15 protein-coding genes are annotated in these 20,621 nt (G+C 50.1%); 7 read left to right on the plus strand and 8 right to left on the minus strand.

What is annotated here, in order from left to right; all coding sequences use genetic code 11:
- Positions 1-35: 35 nt before the first annotated feature.
- Positions 36-1,505 carry a PAS domain-containing protein gene (locus tag LCH85_12260; protein MCA0352761.1) on the plus strand — a complete coding sequence of 490 codons (1,470 nt, stop codon included), beginning with the start codon at positions 36-38 and terminating at the stop codon, positions 1,503-1,505.
- Positions 1,506-1,631: 126 nt separating this feature from the next.
- Positions 1,632-1,991: a response regulator gene (locus LCH85_12265; GenBank protein ID MCA0352762.1), complete on the plus strand. Its 360-nt coding sequence runs from the start codon at positions 1,632-1,634 to the stop codon at positions 1,989-1,991.
- On the opposite strand, the gene LCH85_12270 is transcribed toward LCH85_12265, so the two are convergent.
- On the minus strand, positions 1,988-2,482 hold the full coding sequence (locus LCH85_12270) for a hypothetical protein (protein ID MCA0352763.1): 495 nt from the start codon (positions 2,480-2,482) through the stop codon (positions 1,988-1,990). The genes LCH85_12265 and LCH85_12270 overlap by 4 nt on opposite strands.
- 287 nt (positions 2,483-2,769) lie before the next feature.
- Here LCH85_12270 and LCH85_12275 point away from each other — a divergent pair, with 287 nt between their 5' ends.
- Together LCH85_12275 and hppD are read left to right on the plus strand one after the other, a co-directional pair.
- Positions 2,770-3,579: a TrmB family transcriptional regulator gene (locus LCH85_12275; protein ID MCA0352764.1), complete on the plus strand. Its 810-nt coding sequence runs from the start codon at positions 2,770-2,772 to the stop codon at positions 3,577-3,579.
- A 34-nt stretch (positions 3,580-3,613) separates the two neighbouring features.
- Positions 3,614-4,735: a 4-hydroxyphenylpyruvate dioxygenase gene (gene hppD / locus LCH85_12280; GenBank protein ID MCA0352765.1), complete on the plus strand. Its 1,122-nt coding sequence runs from the start codon at positions 3,614-3,616 to the stop codon at positions 4,733-4,735.
- Between the two features lie 124 nt (positions 4,736-4,859).
- Here hppD and LCH85_12285 read toward each other — a convergent pair whose 3' ends face one another.
- From LCH85_12285 to LCH85_12315, 7 genes are all read right to left on the minus strand, one after another.
- Positions 4,860-5,624, minus strand: coding sequence for an SDR family oxidoreductase (locus tag LCH85_12285; GenBank protein ID MCA0352766.1), 765 nt, complete (start codon positions 5,622-5,624; stop codon positions 4,860-4,862).
- Positions 5,625-5,670: 46 nt separating this feature from the next.
- Positions 5,671-6,909 (minus strand): cytochrome P450, encoded by a 1,239-nt coding sequence (locus tag LCH85_12290; protein MCA0352767.1) that lies wholly within the window; start codon positions 6,907-6,909, stop codon positions 5,671-5,673.
- A gap of 30 nt (positions 6,910-6,939) precedes the next feature.
- A complete protein-coding gene (locus tag LCH85_12295; GenBank protein ID MCA0352768.1) occupies positions 6,940-7,596 on the minus strand; it encodes a TetR/AcrR family transcriptional regulator in 657 nt (218 codons plus the stop codon).
- A 424-nt stretch (positions 7,597-8,020) separates the two neighbouring features.
- Positions 8,021-9,571 (minus strand): acyl-CoA carboxylase subunit beta, encoded by a 1,551-nt coding sequence (locus tag LCH85_12300; protein ID MCA0352769.1) that lies wholly within the window; start codon positions 9,569-9,571, stop codon positions 8,021-8,023.
- Positions 9,572-9,648: 77 nt separating this feature from the next.
- Positions 9,649-10,269, minus strand: coding sequence for a phosphoribosylglycinamide formyltransferase (locus LCH85_12305; GenBank protein MCA0352770.1), 621 nt, complete (start codon positions 10,267-10,269; stop codon positions 9,649-9,651).
- Complete coding sequence (gene purD, locus LCH85_12310) at positions 10,266-11,528, minus strand: phosphoribosylamine--glycine ligase (protein ID MCA0352771.1); 1,263 nt, start codon at positions 11,526-11,528, stop codon at positions 10,266-10,268. Before purD ends, LCH85_12305 begins: the two co-directional genes overlap by 4 nt.
- A 77-nt stretch (positions 11,529-11,605) precedes the next feature.
- On the minus strand, positions 11,606-14,005 hold the full coding sequence (locus LCH85_12315) for a tetratricopeptide repeat protein (GenBank protein ID MCA0352772.1): 2,400 nt from the start codon (positions 14,003-14,005) through the stop codon (positions 11,606-11,608).
- A gap of 378 nt (positions 14,006-14,383) precedes the next feature.
- On the opposite strand from LCH85_12315, the gene LCH85_12320 reads away from it, so the two are divergent.
- From LCH85_12320 to LCH85_12330, 3 genes are all read left to right on the plus strand, one after another.
- Positions 14,384-16,300, plus strand: a complete 1,917-nt coding sequence (locus tag LCH85_12320) for an ABC transporter ATP-binding protein/permease (GenBank protein ID MCA0352773.1) — start codon at positions 14,384-14,386, stop codon at positions 16,298-16,300.
- Positions 16,301-16,304: 4 nt separating this feature from the next.
- A complete protein-coding gene (locus LCH85_12325) occupies positions 16,305-18,182 on the plus strand; it encodes an ABC transporter ATP-binding protein/permease (GenBank protein ID MCA0352774.1) in 1,878 nt (625 codons plus the stop codon).
- 255 nt (positions 18,183-18,437) lie between these two features.
- Positions 18,438-20,594: a hypothetical protein gene (locus LCH85_12330; protein ID MCA0352775.1), complete on the plus strand. Its 2,157-nt coding sequence runs from the start codon at positions 18,438-18,440 to the stop codon at positions 20,592-20,594.
- Positions 20,595-20,621: the final 27 nt, after the last annotated feature.

Raw genomic sequence — 20,621 nt, forward strand, 5'->3', positions numbered from 1 at the left:
CCTTGCAACCAGACGATATGTGGAAGGAACCCTGAATGAACATAACCAGTCGCGAATGGGCTATGATTGAAGACTTTTCGCGCCGGATCACAACCGAAGCGCCACAATCGTTGGTTGCCTTGGCTCAATCACTTAGTGCGGCCTTTCAAGTTGACGTAACGATTTGGAGCCGCACTGCCTCTGGCGAATATCATTGTGTTACACCAAGCACAGGCCAGCCCGAAGGCCTGATGATGAGCGCAGAGCAGGCATTAAACGTTGAAAAAGCTACCTTGATTTTTGTCTATGAAGCGTTTTACGCCGCCAAATTTAATCCTGCGCACAATTTCAGCCCAGCTCAAGTGATGATTATTCAGGCCTTGCTGGAAGGCTGGATCGGGCGTTTGCGGACCAGTTATGTCGAGCCGCATGAACACGAAAATCTTGGCGATCTGCATCAATCGTTGTTGCAAAGCATTATCGATGTGTTACCCGAAGGCGTGGTGGTTGGTTTAGCGCCTGATGGCCAGTTGATTTTGGCCAATCGCCAGGCCGAGCAATTGTGGCAACACCCGCTCCACTCAGTACCAGTTGCGGGCTATAGCCATTTTGGTTTGTATAAACCTGATGGCACGCGCTTGCCGGCTGGCGATTCGGGGATTGCCCGCGTGATTAACACTGGTGAGCCATTTCTCAAACATGAGTTGATTTTGCGTCGCCCTGATGGCAGCGAAATTCCAATTTTGGCCAATACCTCGCCGATTCACGATAATCGTGGTAATTTGATCGGTGCGGTCGCCGTCTTTCAAGATATCACTGGCTGGAAATTGCAAGAAAGTGATCGCGATAATGCCATTGCTACTATCGTGCACGATTTGAAGAATCCACTGACGACGATTCGTGGCAGTGCTGATTTGCTGTTGCGGCGGGCTAAAACTGAAAATCGCAGCGAACGCGAGTTAAATCGTTTGCAATCAATTATCGCCCAATCCGATCGCATGCGTGATTATCTTTCGTTGTTGGTTGATGTTGCCCGAATCAACGCTGGCGAAACCTTGATCAGCCCATGCTTATTGGATTTTGGTGAGTTGGTTGGTCAATTAATTACCACGATCAATGGTGGTTTGGCCAATCCACGAATCAACTTGGAGCTTCTTGCCGCGCCGTTGGTACGCGTTGACCCAATTTGGATGGAGCGAGTGATTTGGAATTTGCTCGATAATGCCTTGAAATATAGTGGCGATGATACAGCTATTGATGTGCGCTTAGAGCTTGAGCAAGATCAAGCACTGTTAAGCATTCGCGATGCTGGTTTAGGTATCGATCCGCAAGATCTTGAGCGAATTTTCGAGCGCTTTACTCGTGGTCGGCATACCCAACGGGTTGGTGGCACAGGTCTTGGTTTGTATACTGTTCGGGCTGTTGTGCGAGCGCATGGCGGCAGTATTGTCGTTGAATCGGAAGGCCTAGGCCATGGCAGTTGCTTTACGTTAAGTCTTCCGCTTGAATCAAACGAATTACGCTAAATAGATATTGGCCTAGATCTTGCTGCGTGGTCTGGTTTATGTATTTAAAGTGTTCCGAGGAGCAAACGCTGATGATCTGCGATCATTGGCGTTGCAATGTCCCACGGCGATAAAAGGAGTCTTTGTGTGGTTGCTGGAAAACATATATTAATCGTTGATGATGAAGATTCAATCGCAGACATGATCGCCGATGCGCTGCGAGATGAAGGTTATACGGTCGATGTGGCTTATGATGGGCGACGTGGCCTCGAATTGGCCCAGCGCATTCAGCCAGCCTTAGTGTTGACCGATGTGATGATGCCGTTTATGGATGGAATCAAAATGGCCGAATTGGTGCAGCGCGAATTTGGCGCAACCTCGCCGCCATTTGTGTTTATGAGTGCTGTTGATTGCCGTGATCAGACCCAGTTGTATGGGCAATTTTTGTTTAAACCCTTTACCTTGGATATTCTGTTTGACACAATTGAAACGATTATGCAGAACTAGAGACACACGCCCCACCATTGTTGGTTACCATCGTGCCAAGCTTTGGCAGTGGCAAAAATCTGGGCGCGGGCATCGGTAATTGGTTGATCACGATAGGGGTTCCAGGCTCCAGCCCAAGTGCTTGGCTGATATTGAAATAGCCCAATCAGCTCGCCTGGGCCTTGAATCGTGGGATTACCGCTGGATTCGCAGATCATTACATTCCACATAACCTCGCTGCTTTCGCTATAAGGATGGGTCTGACGAGCTTCTTCAATCCAAGCCCGATATTGGCTTTGCCAATCATCAGCAGCAATACTTGGTGTGCTAGCCACTATTTGAGTTGGATTGACTGCACCGCTGGCAGGAGCCACACTTGGGCTAATTGCCAAGGGCGTTGCCGTTGGATTGCTCAGAATTAGCCCTAAAGTTGGTTGAGTCGTCGCAACTTGATCGGGCTGACCACAACCGGCTAGCATAATCAGCAATAAATAGACCACAAATGTACGCATATACCTGCCTCAATTAACCAAGTTTTTAGAAATTACCCGCCACTATAGCAAAAAAGATACCAACAGGCAATCTAGGTGGTTAATTGATTTTAACTGTGGCTGCCACTTCGTAGTACAATTTGGCTTCGCGAACCAAAGCTACAGCTAGTTTTGGTAACGCTCCCATTTTTGATCGGACCCATTAACGGAATATATTCGATTTCGGTGCTGCGCGTGGCCTTTGCTCGCATGATTGACAAGCATTCGACAACTCGCTACAATAGCACCACTAGGCAGTGGTGACACCAATGCACGATGAATCTTTGATTGATCAACTGAGCGATTTAGGCTTAAGTCGCTACGAAGCAACCGCCTATTTGGGGCTACTCGGTCGGCAATCGTTTTCGGCAGCGCAATTAGCAACCCATACCAGCATTCCGCGCCAGCGGATCTACGATGTGTTGCAATCGTTGGCTAGCAAAGGCCTTGCCCATGAGCGCATGGGGCCACGGCGTACCTTTGTGGCGGTCGCACCTGAACAAGCTTTGCCGGCACTCTTAGCCGAACGGCGCAGTGTGATGGAACGCGAATTAAGCGAAGCTCAGACGATTGCTCAAGGCCTCGTTGCCACGATGCAGCCAATCTATACCGAAGGCAGCAACGAAGATAATCCATTGGATTACATCGATGTGTTGCTTGACCCACGCCAGATTAGCGCTCGGGCTTGGACGTTGGCTCAACAAGCTGAACATGAAATTTTAGCCTGTTTCAAACGCCCGTTAGTTTCGAGCCTCGAAGAAAATGTGGCTGAAGTTCGCGAACCACGCTCGCGCGGCGTGCAGTATCGGGCTTTATATGAACTAAGCGCCTTGGAAGATGACCAATTGCGGCCAGTGTTGGCGCAGTTTCGCAGTTTAGGCCAAGAGTTGCGCTTTGTGCCACAATTGCCAATCAAAATGAATTTGTTTGATGGTCGGGTGGCCTTGCTTTCGTTGCAAGATCCCATCACGGGGCGGCCTTCAATTACCGCGTTATGTATGAATCATCCATCGCTAGCGCAAACCTTACGGGTGGCGTTCGAGGCATTCTGGGCGCAAGCTCAGCCCTATAGCGATTAATCGTTGCGGCGTTTTCATCAAAAGGAGGCTATCAATGACGATGGCAGAACAAGAAACCACGAATGCCCATGATCCTTTAGCATTACGTGGCATCGATTATGTCGAAATGTATGTTGGTAATGCCCGCCAAGCAGCTCATTACTATCGGACGGCCTTTGGTTTTACGCCAGTCGCCTATGCTGGCTTGGAAACTGGCACACGCGACCGCGTTTCGTTTGTGATGCAACAACGCAACATTCGCTTGGTTTTGACTGGGGCACTCAATCCTGATTCGCCAATTGCTGAGCATGTTAAATTGCATGGCGATGGGGTTAAGGATATTGCGCTCGAAGTTGAAAACGCCACTGCTGCGTTTGAGGCTGCGCTTGCTCGCGGCGCAACTGCTGTGCTTGAGCCAACCGTGCTGGAAAGCAAGTGGGGCAAAGTGGTCAAGGCGACCATTCGCACCTATGGCGATACGGTTCATACCTTTGTTGAGCGCGACGGCTATACTGGCACGTTTATGCCAGGCTACAACAAAGTTAAAAATCCCGCCAAAGCTGAGCCAACTGGTTTGGCCGCCGTTGATCATATTGTGGGCAATGTTGAGCTGGGCAAGATGGATGAATGGGTCAATTTCTATGCCCGCATTCTTGGCTTTAGCCAATTGCAACAATTTACCGACGACGATATTTCAACCGAATATAGCGCGTTGATGTCGAAAGTTGTGCAAAACGGCACAGGCCGGATCAAGTTTCCAATCAACGAGCCAGCCGAAGGCCGCAAAAAATCGCAGATTGATGAATATCTCGACTATTACCGTGGCCCAGGGGCGCAACATATCGCCTTGATCACGCCTGACATTATCAAAACTGTGCAACAACTGCGTGATAATGGCGTGGAATTTTTGCGCACGCCGGATACCTACTACTCGGCCTTGGCTGGTCGAGTTGGCCATATCGACGAAGACTACAATACCCTGCAACAATTGGGGATTTTGGTCGATCGTGACGATGAAGGCTACCTCTTGCAAATCTTTACCAAACCAGTTGGCGATCGTCCAACCGTGTTCTACGAGATTATTCAACGCAAAGGCAGCCGTGGCTTTGGTGCTGGAAATTTCAAAGCCCTATTTGAAGCGATTGAGCGCGAACAAGCCAAACGTGGCAATTTGTAATTAATCGCCAGCGTCAAGCCCGCAGTGCTGCCCCTACTCGGCACTACGGGCTTGACCTTTTTTATGTTTGCAGCAACCAAAAGGCTACTGAAGTGCGCTTATGGATGCCGAAGCCACAATCCAACTAAACCGCAGCCCAGCCAGCATCAGCTGGAATAATCGCCCCATTGATATGCCGCGACTCATCCGAAGCCAAAAACAAGGCCAAATTGGCAATATCCGAGGGTTCGAGGTAGGCCGGAGCCAAGGCAGTAAATTCACCAACGCGGGCTGCATCGGCTGGAGTAATCGCGTTGCGATCCATCGATTCGACGATGTTGGTGATTGTGCCGCCTGGGCAAATCGCGTTACAGCGAATGTTGCGTTTGGCGTAAATCCAAGCGGTGTTACGCGTTAACCCAACCAAGGCATGTTTCGAGGCGGTATAGGCTGCTCCAGCTGAACCACCATGAATCCCCGCCGTCGAAGCAACATTGACAATCACGCCACTGCCACGCTCCAACATATATTTGAGCGCCCGCCGACTGGTGAACATCGGGCCTTCGAGATTGATGCCCAAAACCCGCCGCCACATGTCATCAGAAACTTCGGCAACTCCTTGCATTGAATCCATCACCCCGGCGTTGTTGCAGAGCACATCAAGTTGGCCGTAGGTACTGATGGCTAAATCAACCAAGGCTTCGGCAGTCGCTTGATCGGCAATGTTCCCCTGTGCGCCAACCACGGCGGCTCCGCTGGCTTGAATCGTGGCAACTGCTGCTTCGAGCCGCTGCGCATTCCAATCGCCAAGTACCAACTTAGCTCCTTCGGCAGCGAAGCGGGTAGCCATCGCGAGACCCATACCTGAGGCGGCTCCAGTAATAATGACAACGTTGTCGTGTAAACGCATCGATCGACTCCTGTGGTAAGAAAAAATGGTTGATCGAAAAAGTGATCTAGAAGATCACAGGGAGGGCTTTGAGACCCCGTAAATTCACGTTATCGCGCCATTGGATGTGTTCGCGTGGTACGGCTAGCTGTAAGTTGGGCATGCGTTTCAATAAGCTGGTGAAAGCGATTTCAGCTTCTAAGCGAGCGAGCGGCGCACCCAAACAGAAGTGCACGCCATGGCCAAAAGCGAGTTGGCGGCTAATTTCACGTGCCACATCCAACGATTCAGGATCATTGAAAACGCTTTGATCGTGATTGGCCGAGCCAAGCGCCACCAACACCAAATCGCCACGGCGAATCGGCTGCCCAGCAATTTCCACATCTTCGAGTGCAAAACGTGGGGCAGGGCTGAAGATCGGCCCATTGAAGCGCAATAATTCTTCAACAGCTGTTGGAATGAGGCTTGGATCGGCTTGCAAGCGAGCGCGTTGCTCAGGATGATCAAGCAACATCAACGAGCCAATGCTGATTAAATTCGAGGTGGTTTCGTGGCCTGCAAAAATTAACAAGCCTGCGGTTGCCAATAATTCTGATTCGCTGAGGGCATCGCCAGTCGCTTCTAACTCGACCAATTTGCTAATCAGATCGGCTTGCGGCTTGCGGCGTTTATCAGTGATCAGTTTTTGCACATACATGGCAAATTCGCGCAACTGGCCTTGGCTTTCGGGGCTATGGCTGGTCAATGCATCCGACCACTGGCGCATCTGGTCGCGTTCATGAGCTGGTACGCCCAGCATTTCGGAGATTACATTAATTGGCAAAGGATAGGCATAATCTTGCACCAAATCCATCGTGCCTTGAGCCTGAACCTGATCAAGCAATTCGTCGGCAAGCTCTTGGATGCGTGGGCGCAGCTGTTCGATATAGCGCGGGGTAAAGGCTTTGGCCACCAAACTACGCAAGCGCGAATGCTCGGCTCCATCGGCGCTAACCATCGATTTTGCGCCCAAGAAGCTGCGATCTTCAGCTCCTTCCGAGGCAGTTTGACCAAATACGCCAGCCTCAGGGTTGAGGATTGTCGCATCGACTGTGAAGCGGCTATCCTTTAATACTTGCACTGCTTCGGCATAGCGGGTTACCAGCCAAGCATCAGCTTTGACAAATTCATAGGGCGAGGGAACTGCCAGAACTGCGGCTTTGGCCCGCATTTGAGCAAACAATGGATAAGGATTTTCAATTGCGTCGGGCTGAAAAATTTGGGCCGTTGGATCATCGGCATATATGTGCGCTTGTGATTGTGTCATTGTTCTATGATTCCTTGCTATCAATTAACGTTAACTTCCAGTTGGTGCGACAATGCCGCGAAAGAAGATCTGGCTAATATGGGGAATCAAGTCGGCAGGGCTGAATTGGGCGCTCGCGATTAATTGCTCGTAACCACGCAACGACAATAAACCAATAAATGTGGCCACCATAATTGGTGTTGGAATGGATGAATTGAGTTCGCCAGTCACTTTGCCCTCATCAAATAAGCGACTGAGGCGGCTCATGGCTTGTTCAACTCGCGATTGAAGCTGAGGACGTTTTTCAATCACGGCATTGGGTAAGCCGATTCGATGGTGCAATTCGAGCAGCACACCGCTGTGTTTGCCCTGCAAGCCACCATAAGCGTGGGACAGAATATGTTCAAGCCGAGTGCAAACCGAAGTTGTTTCTGCGAGCAAGCGATCCAAGATGCCCAGAAAATCGCTGATCTGTTGGGCAATCAAGGCCTCAACTAAATCCTCTTTACTGGCAAAATGTTGATAGATCGCGCCTTTGGAGATGCCAACTTGGCCTGCAATCTCGTCAATCGAAGCGTCGTGATAGCCCTTGGCAATGAACACCGTATGGGCTGCGGCCAAAATCATGGCCTCGCGTTGCTCACGCTGGCGTTCTTTCAATGGACGTACCACCGGACTAGCATGATCGCTTGGTTGATTCGCTGCCATAGCTTGCCTGCTTCTAACCATTCTACTGATAGCCTTTAGACTAACCAGTATTTTAATGACTCATTAGTCATAAATATACTAGTGATTCAGAAAATGTCAAGAGGGGAAAGCGAAGGATGAAGGATGAATTATGAGGGATGAATTTGAGCGTATAGAGCAGAGAGCATAGAACATAGGGACTTAGTTTTAACGTAGAGGCGCAGAGAATGAAGGGATGAAGGATGAATTATGAGGGATGAATAGCGATAAACCATCGTTAAGTAAATCTGTGGCTAAACATTAAAAGCACAAAGGACGCGAAGCATGATCTTCGTGTCCTTCGTGCTCTTAGTGGTCAATTTACTGATCCCAATCCCAAAAGCCTAGAGCCAATAGTCAATAGTCAAAAACTCTGACCCCTGATTCCTAGCCCCTGGACCCTAGCTTACAACGGCATATTGCCATGTTTGCGTGGTGGCAGGCTTTGGCGTTTGGTACGCGATAAATGCAGCGCTTTGATCAAGGCTGGGCGGGTTTCGCGTGGCTCGATCACTGAATCAATATAGCCACGTTCGGCAGCAATATAGGGGTTGGCAAAACGCTCTTCGTAATTGTGAATCAGTTCAGCGTTGGTTGCCACAGGATCAGTCGATTCAGCAATTTCTTTGCGGAAGATGATCGACACCGCGCCGCTTGCGCCCATCACGGCGATTTCGGCGGTGGGCCAAGCAAAGTTGAAATCGGCGCGAATATGCTTCGAGGCCATCACGTCGTAGGCTCCACCATAGGCCTTGCGCGTGATTACGGTTAGTTTTGGTACAGTCGCTTCACAATAGGCATACAGCAATTTTGCGCCGTGGCGAATAATGCCACCATACTCCTGATGCGTGCCTGGCAAGAAACCTGGGACATCAACAAAGGTGATCAACGGAATATTGAAGGCATCGCAGAAACGCACAAAGCGTGCACCCTTCACCGATGAATCAATATCTAAAGTTCCGGCCAAGGCGGCAGGCTGATTGCCCACAATGCCCACCGGCATGCCATCAAGCCGCGCAAAACCAATTACCAAATTGGGAGCATAATGCGGCTGAACTTCGAAGAAAAAGCCATCATCAACGATCAATTCGATCACGGCTTTCATATCGTAGGGCTTTTTGGGCTGATCGGGAATAATGCTTTGCAAGGCATCATCCATACGGTTGGGATCGTCGGTTGGCTCGCTGATCGGCGCATCATCCATATTATTCAGCGGCAGGAACGAAAGCAGCGTGCGCAATTGCTCGAAACATTCATCCTCATCGTCGGCAGCAAAATGCGCCACGCCCGATTTGCTGTTGTGGGTCATCGCACCGCCCAATTGTTCTTGGGTCACTTCCTCGCCAGTCACGGTTTTAATCACATCTGGTCCGGTGATAAACATTTGCGATGTGCCTTTGACCATGAGAATGAAGTCGGTCATGGCAGGTGAGTAGACCGCACCGCCAGCACATGGCCCAGCAATAATCGAAAGTTGGGGAATTACGCCCGAAGCCACGACGTTGCGATAGAAAATTTCGGCGTAACCACCCAGCGCCACCACGCCCTCTTGAATGCGAGCGCCGCCACTATCGTTGATGCCAATCAGCGGCACGCCCATACGCATCGCCAAATCCATCACTTTGACGATTTTTTCGGCAAATACTTCGCCCAACGAACCACCAAGCACGGTGAAATCTTGTGAAAACACACAAACTTGGCGACCATCAATCGTGCCATGGCCAGTAATTACGCCATCGCCAAGAATCCGTTTGTGCTCTAAGCCAAAAGCGGTTGAGCGGTGAACGGCCAAGGCATCGAGTTCGACAAACGAATCGGGGTCAAGCAAGCGTTCGATCCGCTCACGCGCGGTCAATTTGCCACGGGCATGTTGCTTTTCGGCGGCCTTGGGATCGGTGGTTGCTGCTTGTTCACGCCGTCGCCGCAACTCAGCGATTTTTTCTGCTGTTGTCGTCATTGACATATCTCCCACAGAATAGCGCTAGCCGTAGCAGGCAAGAGTGTCAGCGCAAATTACTACGGCTAGGGCGGAATTTAGGCAACTGTTTGGGCTAAATTGTTAATTACTTCAACTAAAATCCGTCGTTCAGCTTGTTTGATTCGTTCGTGCAAACTGGCTTGATCATCGTCGGGCAAGACCACAACTTCAACTTGCGCCAAAACGGGGCCAACATCAACGATTGGCGTAATTTGATGCACAGTGCAACCAGTAACTGGCACGCCTAGCGCCAAGGCATCGCGCACAGCATGCGCCCCGCGAATCGCCGGAATTTGGCGGCCATCGCTGAGGGTATAACATTCGCCGCCATCGTGGGGCAACAAAGCTGGGTGCTGATTGATAATATTCGGGGTCCAGCGCTCAACAAACGAGGCCGGCATCACCCGCATCCAGCCCGCCATCACAACTAAGTCGGGCTTGAAGGCTGCCAGTAATTCGCTAATTTGGGCGGCCCATTGCTCGCGGCTGGCTTTTTTGGCCAATGGCACGCAAATGACTGGAATGCGGGCCGCCAAGGTGCGGCTGATTGCTTGGGCTTTGGGTTGGTCACAAATCACCACATTGATTGTGGCGTTAAGCTGCTGAGCTTTTTGGGCATCGATCAAGGCTTGCAAATTGGAGCCACTGCCCGATACCATCACGGCAAGCCGCATCATTCTGCTAACCCCCGTGCGGCGATATCGCTGCGTTGATATTTGCCTGCAAATTCGACTAATGCTGTTGCTGCGTAGGCTTTATCGCGGGCTTCGCGCAATGTTGGCGCAACTGCGGTGATGCCCAAAACCCGCCCGCCTGCGGTCACCAACTCACCTTGAGCATTGGTTGCCGTGCCCGCTTGGAACGCCAACACATCGCTAGGCAAGCGATCTAAACCGGTGATTACGTCGCCAGTGCGGGGTTTGGCGGGGTAGCCTGCCGCTGACAGCACTACACATACCGCCGCGCCGTCGTGCCATTCGATTGTGACATCGGCCAAATTGCTGGTGGCAACCTTGTGCAGCAGTTCGAGCAAATCGCTTTTGAGTAAGGGCAGCAAAGCTTGAGTTTCGGGGTCACCAAAACGGGCATTAAATTCGATAACTTTTACGCCGTTGGACGTGAGCATCAAGCCCGCATACAACACCCCACGATAGGGAATTTGGCGAGCGGCCATGGTGCGCAGCACTGGCGTGAAAATCACATCAACCAAGGCTTGCGCTTCGGCATAGGGCAAAATTGGGGCTGGCGCATATGATCCCATGCCGCCGGTATTACCGCCAGTGTCGTTATCGCCGATACGCTTGTGGTCTTGGGCGGTGATCAGCGGAATCGCCCGTTCGCCATCGCATAAGGCTAATAACGAAACTTCGGGGCCAGTCAATTTTTCTTCGAGCACCAAGCGCGTGCCAGCATTGGTCGCGGCCAATTCGCGAATGGCGCTGATCGTGGCGGCAACATCGCCATCTTCGGGCACGATCACACCCTTGCCAGCGGCCAAACCATCAGCTTTAACCACCCAAGCCTGTTGATCGGCTTCAACAAAGGCGATCGCAGCGGCGGAGTCATCAAAGGTATGGGCAGCTGCGGTTGGCACGCCCGCCTCAAGCATAATCATTTTGGCAAAGGCTTTGCTGCCCTCAAGTTGGGCGGCCTCAGACGAAGGCCCAAACATGGCCAAATCAACAGCCTCGCAGACCTCGCCTAAGCCTGCAACCAAGGGCGCTTCTGGCCCGACAACCACCAAATCTATCTGTTCGCGGGTGGCTAAACCCACAATGCCAGCAGCATCGTCTGCGGCTAAATCGACGTTTGTACCAAGCGTTGCCGTGCCGGGATTGCCAGGGACGATCCACAGGTGTTCGCATAATGGCGATTGGGCGATTTTCCATGCTAGGGCATGTTCACGCCCGCCGGCTCCAACAAGTAATACTCGCATTGCGTTGCTATCCTCAATAGGCTCGTAACGGGTTCAAGCCCTATTATAATCCGAGAACAGCCAGTTGCGGATCAGGCCTAAACACGCTGTTCGAGGCTTTCGAGCAAGCCACGTTCGCGGGCAATATAGGCCGCTGCACTCCGCGTCGAAACGCCCAATTTACGATAAATTGCCCGCAAATGATTGTTGACGGTAAATGGGCTAAGTACCAATTCTAGGGCAATTTCGCTATTGCTTTTGCCTTGGGCAATCAAGGTCAATAATTCATGTTCGCGTTTGGTCAACAGCGGGGTTGGGGTTTGCGGGGTTGGTTGGCGTAACGTTACCATATCCAATTCTAGCTGTTGGCCTTGCTCCCAATCGTGTTGATATTGCGGCTCGCCCAACAATTTTTTGGCTTCATCCAAGACATGTTGTTGAATGCGCTGTTCGGTGGCTGGCATTGGCTCGCCACTTTGCAAGCGTAAACTATCAGCACGACTACTCAATTGCACCGCCCACGACCAATGGTGTTGGGCTTGGGCGACGCGGGCCAAGGCTTCGAGAGAACTCGCGATCATCGGTAAGAGTTGGTGTTGGCGGCGCAGACTGAAGCTTTCGTACAAGGCAGTTAATGCTTGATCGTGCTGCTGGCGTGCTAGGGCAATCAAACCTAATTGGTGCAAGCCCTCGGCACGATGCCATGGGTCGTGCAATTGCTCAGCGATGGCAATGCTGGCCTCGATAAAATGCTGAGCTTGATCGTAATCTTGTTGGGCGGCGGCGACGATGCCACAATGATTGAGCGCAAAGGCATCGCCCCACAAATGACCCAAGCGGGCAAAAAGCTGATGAGCACGAGCAAACAACAGCGCAGCGCGTTTCCATTGGCCTTGCTGAATACAAGCCCGCCCCAAATGATCAAGCGACCAAGCCAATTCATTATGATCATCAAGCTGCTCGAAAATTTGCACACTTTCCTCGTAGAGCGTGATTGCTTGGGCATAATCGCCGCGATGATAGGCAATTTCGCCAACGCCATGCAGCGCCAAGCCAATGCTCATAGGAATTTGCAAATCGCGGGCGAGGCTCAACGCTTGCTCGAAAATTGTTTCAGCTTGGGCAAATAAGCCTTGATTGAGAATAAACCAGCCCGCCGTGGAAAGCGTTTCGACCCGTGCGCCTGAGCGGATGTTGCTGCTAGCCTCAAGCATGCGCTCGATCCACCAAACATCGCCATGACGACGACGATAGGTGATCCACAGATTAATTGATGGAAAGAGTTCAATCGATTCAACCACAGCATGATCAAGCGTCCATTGTAAAGCAGCGTAAATATTGCCCTGCTCGGCATCAAGTTGGCGTAACCAAAGCGCTTGTTGCTGATCGCGCAAATGCGGTGCGGCTTGGGCAACCATCTGCAAATAATAGCTGGCATGGTGTTGACAGATTGTTTGGAAATCCTCGCGCAGTACAGCTTGTTCACGGGCAAATTCAGCAATGGTTTGCAACATGGTAAAGCGAGTTTGGCCATCGTGGGTCGTTTGCTCGACTACCAAACTTTTATTAACTAAGGCCAAAACGGTTGCCACCACATTGGCCTGACCTGCACAAATCTGCTCAACGGCGGCCATTGTCCAACTACTGACCAGTACGCTGAGATAGCAAAAAACCGTTTGTTCCTCAGGGGTCAAGCGTTGGTAGCTCCAATCGATGCATTGGCGCAACGTTTGCTGGCGGTTGGGCAAATCGCGTGCGCCGCCAACAGGTACATCGAGGCTATAACTGAAGCGGGTTAATAACTCTTGTGGGGTAAAAACCTTGGTATAGGCCGCAACCAACTCAATCGCCAAGGGCAAGCCATCGAGACGTTGACAAATCGTGGCGATACTTTGGGCATCATTGGCATTCAGCGGAATGTGGGGGCGGGCAGCTTTGGCTCGTTCAATAAATAAGCGGGTTGCGCTAAATTCACTTAATTGCTCGATTGCCATGGGTTGGCTGCTTGGTGGCAAACTGAGCGGCGGCACTGGCAAGCGATATTCGCCTTGCACATTTAATACTTCGCGGCTGGTGACCAACAACGTTAATTTGGGAGCCAAGGCTAAAAGCTGCACCAAGAGAGCTGCAACATCGATCACCTGCTCCAAATTATCTAAAATCAGCAATAATTCTTGGTCGGCTAGCCACGCCCCAACGCTGGCCAAGAGCGATTGATTGCCCAGCCGACTGAGGTTGAAGGCTTGGGCCAGGGTTGGTAGCACCAGATCAACATCATAGACATGGGCCAAACTGACAAATAACGCGCCATCGGCAAATTGCTCGCAGACTGTGCGGCCTGCTTCGAGTGCTAAGCGCGTCTTGCCCGCGCCACCAGGCCCAACCAAGGTAACAAGACGAATTGTGGGATCGGGCAAAAGCTGCTCAAGTTGAGCCATTTCTTGGATGCGACCAAGCAGCGGTGTAACTGGTAATGGAATATGGCGTGGAATTCCCATCGGCGTAATCCTATCAGTGATGCACAACACACCTCACAACTCTATTATAGTGCAAGCCTGCCGCAGAACATAGAGGATCGAGTAAGGGATGAGGGATGAGGGATGAGGGATGAAATAAGGGGTCAGGGGGCGCGGAGCAGAATATAAGGTGAAAGGATCTTAGTTATCGGAACATTTTGTGGTATGTCAATAATTCCTGATCGCCAAAAGCCTATAGCCTATAGCCTCATCTTCGTGCTCTTCGTGTCCTTCGTGGATCAACACATCCATACCACTTTCTCGTACTAGAGTATGATTGATCTTTTTGAAACTAGGCGTACAATTAGTTAGTTCAGCTAACTAATTGAAATTGTAAGGATGTGCAACGTGCAAGCACAAATGGGAAAACCCCAAGCACAGCGTGGTCAGAAAGCTGGCGGTGGATCGGGGGGGCTTGGTCGTGCGATCGCCTACCTTGGTGCACAGCGTAAATCGGCGATTCTGGCCTATGTGGCCTTGGCACTCGCAACCTTAGCCCAATTGGCAGTGCCGCAATTGGTGCAAAACATGATCGATGCGGTAACCAGCGGCTCAATTGCGCGAATTATTTTCAAGCAAGTGCCTGAGCCTATGCAAGCTGCCGCCGCCCAACAAGCGGGCACGACTATCGAACAATTGCGGCTTGATCAAACCAATGCTGAATCGTTGTTGATTAATGCGGCGTTGATTATTGTGGCTTTTGCGTTTATGCGCGGAATTTTCTCGTTTGTGCAAGCCTATATGGCTGAAAAAACCTCGCAAGGTGTGGCGTTTGATCTGCGTAACCAGATTTTTGCGCGGGTACAACGCCTTTCATTCTCCTATTACGATCAAAATCAAACTGGCCAATTGATGATTCGCGCGACCGATGATGTGGAAAAAGTGCGAACGTTCATCGCCCAAGGTTTGATTTTAACTGCTCAAGCGTTGTTGCTCTTGGTTGGCGCATTGGTGATTTTGTTCTTCACCAATTGGAAACTTTCATTGGTGGTTGTGCCCTTGCTGCCCGTCGCTATGGTCATGTTTATGATCTTTGGCAAGGTCAGCCAGCCTTTGTTTGGGGTGGTGCAACGCAAACTTTCGGCGCTTAACACGATTTTGCAAGAAAACCTGGCGGGGATCAAAGTTGTCAAGGCGTTTACCCGCGAGCCATATGAATCACAACGTTTTGATCTGGCCGCAACCGATTTGATGGCCCAACAACTGCGAATTAGCAAAGTCTTTTCGTTTTTGTTTCCGGTAATCTTTTTGGTGGCCCAACTTGGTCAAGCTGGAATTCTCTATTTCGGCGGTCGCCAAATTTTGGGTGGCACGCTTGATTTAGGTGAATATCAAAAATTCAGCTTGTACTTGGTCTATGTGTTTTTTCCCTTGGGTCAGCTTGGTTTTATTATCTCGCTGATGGCTCAGGCTGGTGCTTCGGCCTCACGGATTTTCGAAATTCTCGATGCCAAGAGCGAAATTACCGACAAACCTGATGCTCAAGAATTGCCAGCCATCCAAGGTAAGGTTGAATTTCGCAATGTAACCTTCCGCTACTTTGGCAGCAGCGATCCAGTTTTGCGTGATGTGAGTTTCGAGGCCAAACCAGGCCAAACCATCGCCTTGCTCGGCGCAACTGGTAGCGGCAAATCGACAATCATCAACTTGCTGCCACGCTTTTACGATGTCAGCGAAGGCGCAGTCTTGATCGATGGTCATGATTTGCGCGATGTCAAACTTGATAGCTTGCGCTCGCAGATTGGGATTGTGCTGCAAGAAACCAATCTGTTTAGCGGCTCAATTCGCGATAACATCGCTTTCGGGCGGCCTGAGGCGACGTTTGAAGAGGTTGAGGCAGCCGCTAAAGCTGCATCTGCCCACGATTTTATTATGACTTTCCCGCAAGGCTACGATACCTCGGTTGGCGAACGTGGTGCAACCTTGTCTGGTGGTCAAAAGCAACGGATCGCAATTGCCCGCGCGTTGTTGCTCAATCCACGGCTGCTGATTTTGGATGATTCGACCAGCAGCGTGGACTTGATGACTGAATATCGGATTCAGAAGGCGCTTGATCAATTGATGCAAGGCCGCACCAGTGTGGTAATTGCCCAACGGATTAGTACCGTTTTGAATGCCGACCAAATTTTGGTGCTCGAAAAAGGCCAAGTTGTGGCGCGTGGCAACCATGAAGAATTAATGGAAAGTAGCGCCATCTACGCCGAAATTTACAATTCACAACTGGTCGGCGATGCCGACATTGCAGCGCTTGAAAGCTCAAGCGTTGAGGAGGCTTAGCGCTATGATGGGTGGATTAGGCGGTCCCCGCCACTTACTCGAAGCCGAAGCTCAGAAGCCCCAACGCTTAGGTGCGACGCTGGCTCGCTTTGGCTTTTACTTTCGCAAAAAATGGTTTGGCTTTGCCTTTGCCATTCTATTAATTGTTATCGGCACGTGGGGCCAAGTTGTGACTCCCGATTTGATCGGCCAATCGATCGATTGCTATTTGCTGCCCAACCCCAGCGCCTGCTGGTTTGATACGATCAACAGCGAGATTAGCAACGCTGATCGTTTGAGCGGACTTGGCTCGTTGGTGCTGTTGTTGTGTGGCTTGTTCATCGGCACATCGATTTTGCAGGGCTTGGCCTTTTATGCCATGAACTGGTCGGGCCAGCATGCTCTGCGCCAAATGCGTGAAGATCTGTTTGCCCAGATTCATCGCTTGTCGTTGGGTTTTTACTCACGCAACGAAGCTGGCAACATTATGAGCCGCATCACTAGCGATACCGATACGATTCAGCAGATGCTGGGCTTTGCCTTGCTCAACGTGCTTGGCGGTATTTTGCTGATCGGCTGGGTTGCGATCAAGATGTTGCAAGAAAATGTGCCCTATGCCTTGCTGAGCTTGAGCGTTGTGCCATTTATGGCGATTGCAACCTTCTATTTTTCGAGTCAAGCTCGTAAAGCTTTCCGTAAAACCCGTCAACAAATGGGTAGCGTCAATGCTGGCTTGCAAGAAAGCATCGCGGGAGCGCGGGAAGTACAAGCGTTCAATCGCGAAGAAGAAAGCATCGCCCAATTTGTGCGTACCAACGCCGCTAATCGCGATGCCAACGTGCGGGCTGCAACCTTCACTAGTGCGCTCAATCCAGTGCTTGAAGCCTTGGGCTATGTGGCGATTGCAATTGTGGTGGTGGTTGGTGGGCTTTCAGTCTTGCGCGATCAACCATTATTTGGCTCGACTGCGATTTCCTTGGGCTTAGTATTTGCTTTCTTGCAATATGTCCAACGCTTCAACCAACCAATTCAGCAAATTGCCGTGATGTGGACAAACGTGCAAAATGCGATTGCTGGCGGCGAACGGATTTTCAATTTGCTTGATGAAGTTCCCGATGTGACCGACAAGCCTGATGCCCGCGAAATGCCGGCGATTGTGGGCAAAGTTGAGTTGGTTGATGCTAAAGCTGAGTACAAAAAGGGCGAACCAGTGTTGCGTGGCGTGAGTTTTACGGCTGAGCCAGGCCAAACGATTGCGATTGTTGGGCCGACTGGAGCTGGCAAAACCACAATTATCAACTTGCTGCCACGTTTTTATGATGTCACTGGTGGTGCAGTCAAGATTGATGGAATTGATGTGCGCGATGTAACAGCTGCTAGCTTGCGCCGCCAAATTGGCATCGTGCTACAAGATTCGTTCTTGTTCTCCGATACGGTGATCAACAATATTCGCTATGGGAGGCTCGATGCCAGCGATGAAGAAGTGATTGCAGCTGCAAAATTAGCCTCGGCTCACGATTTTATCGAGCGTTTAAGCGATGGTTACCAAACTGTGCTGGGCGAACGTGGTGGTGGTTTGAGCCAAGGCCAACGTCAATTAATCGCGATTGCCCGTGCTGCACTGGCCAATCCACGTATTTTGATTTTGGATGAAGCGACTTCGAGTGTTGATACCCGTACCGAGCGCTTGATTCAGCAGGCCTTTGATAGCTTGTTGCAAGGCCGAACCAGCTTTGTGATTGCCCACCGTTTGAGTACAATTCGCAACGCCGATTTGGTGTTGATGCTCAAAGATGGCGCAGTGATCGAGCGCGGCACGCATACCGAACTCTTGGCGCAACGCGGCGCGTACTACGATTTGTATATGAGCCAATTCCGTCGCGAAGAGGAAGTAGCGGCCTAGCAAAACCATAGCCGATCTTCGTTTTGGCTCCTTCCGTTTTGTAATTAAATAAACCTATGGCGCAGGTCGTGTCTTTCTATTGAGAGGCACGGCTTGCGCTTTTAGCCTATTTAAACCTGATCCCTTTTAAAATAGTTAGTACTTTTAGACTATCAGAGACTAGGTATTAAATGTGAGATCATCATGGCAAGAAACCATTAATCTATAGCTAGCTAAACCTGCTCGAGCGCATTGAACTGATTTTAGGAGAGCTGTATGCAACCATTTCGTAAGGCTTGGGTTGGCATGATCGTTTGGCTATTGATCAGTGGTATGTGGCTTAATGATGCTCCAACGATAACTCAGGCTGCTCAACCAACTGCTTTTCAACCTGGAACTGGTGGATTGCAAGCGCAGGTCAATTCGAGCCTTGGGCTGCCAACAAACTTGACTACAACTCGTGCACTGACTGGGACGTGGCAAACAGGCTTTAACGATCTCGCGTTTTCGAATGGCAGAATTACCACAGTGATTAGCGATACGGCTGGTAATTGGTATTTTGGCGGCGACTTCAGCCAAATTGGCGGGGTTGCGGTTAATAATATCGCCCGTTGGGATGGCACTACCTGGTCGGCGCTATCAACCAGCACACCCGATTGGGCCAATTGGAACTATCAAGTTTCAACGATGGCCTTTTGGGGCGATAAGCTCTATGTTGGCGGAGTCAACATGAGTATCGGCGGCCTCAACTATGCTGATCTGGCCTATTGGGATGGCTCGATATGGCATCAGGCTGGTAGCGGCTTTGATCAGGCTGGCACTGTCAGTCATATTGCCGCGCTCAACAACGAGTTATTTGTGTTTGGCGAATTTAGCCAATTCAATGGAGTTAATGTAACGCGTTTTGCCCGCTGGGATGGCACAACGACCCGCCAAGTTTCGTCCAATATTGTTGAAATGCAATTTATGCAAGCCGCATCCAAAACGATCTATATTGGTGGGAAGCGTTGGGTCAATGAATCTAAAGTTGACACGGTGGCAGCTTGGGATGGGACTACCTTTCAGATTATTGCATCGGGAGAGATTAACCCGCTTAGCCTGAAAGTAATTAATGATCAACTATATGGAGTTAAAAAACTGAGTGCTACCAGTTCAGCGTTGATGCGCTGGAATGGCTCGACATGGGTTGTTGAGATCAATGCGATTCCGTTTGTTATAACCAGCTTTGCCTTTGATGCTGATCAATTTTATGCTGAATCATGGAATGGCACAAACACAACTCTGCATCGCTATAGCAACCAAATTTGGCAGCCATTAACCAATTGTGGTTGCAGCAATGCTAGCCATACCGTTTATTTGGCAGCTAATCGACTCTTTATTGCAAGTACTGCACATAAACCCCTATTAAGCTTGGTCGGTAATCAATGGCAAGAAATTGTGGTTAAGATCGCGATTGATCCATATATTTCAAAAATTGCTGCCTATCAAGATGATCTCTATCTCTTCTCGAAAGAAAAACGGGTAATCAATAACACCTATACAGAATTTCGTCATTTGAGAAGTTGGGAAAATAATGCTTGGAAAACGATTTATCAGCTATCAGCTAGCCAATCAGTTATTGATATGAAAGCCACCAATGATAATGGATTGTATTTTGTGTTACTTGATACATTTTTAGGCTATTACGATACCTATTATTATCAACAGGGACAAAATGCGGTTATAACTTTACCACGGATTGGGTTTAGTGAAATTTATAAATTATTTGTGCTAAATGGAAATCAGCTCTATGCGATTATTCCTGGTGCAATTTATCGTTGGAATGGCACGGAGTGGGCGGTGAGTAGCGGCTTGCCATATCCAAATGCTGAAGGGTATTGGCTTGACCCATTTAGCTATCAGCAACAATTACATCTCTTAACCAATTATGGGCTTAGCATTAATAACCGCCCGCTATTGCGAATTTTTCGGCGCGATGGTACTGCATGGATTGACCAAAATGTTGTGCTTGAAGGCTACCTGAGTGATAGCGCTGCAAATCTGAATGGTTTGTATATTACTGGGGAGTTTTATCACAATAATCAAGTTTATCGGTTGGTTCATTGGGATGGGACGCAGCTGCGGTTTATTAATACACTTGGGGCAGTGGTTGATGCGGTGGCAGCTGAGGGTAATAATTTGTATGTTGGGGGTTTATTCAATCGCTTACCTGGTTGCGTCTGTTATAACCTTGGCTATTGGAATGGCGTTTTATGGCAGCCAGTTAATGGTGGCACGAATGGCCGGATTAAAAGTATGCTGTTGACGGGCGAACAGCTTTATCTGACAGGCTGGTTTAGCCAAACTGGTACTGTCGCTGCGGTTGGGATTGGCTTGCGCGTGGGTCAACATGGCTATAACAACAGCACCTATCTCGCATTTGTACATAAATAAACCTGCCTTGCAGGCCGTGCTTTCGAC

Source organism: Chloroflexota bacterium (assembly GCA_020161265.1).
GTDB lineage: Bacteria > Chloroflexota > Chloroflexia > Chloroflexales > Herpetosiphonaceae > Herpetosiphon.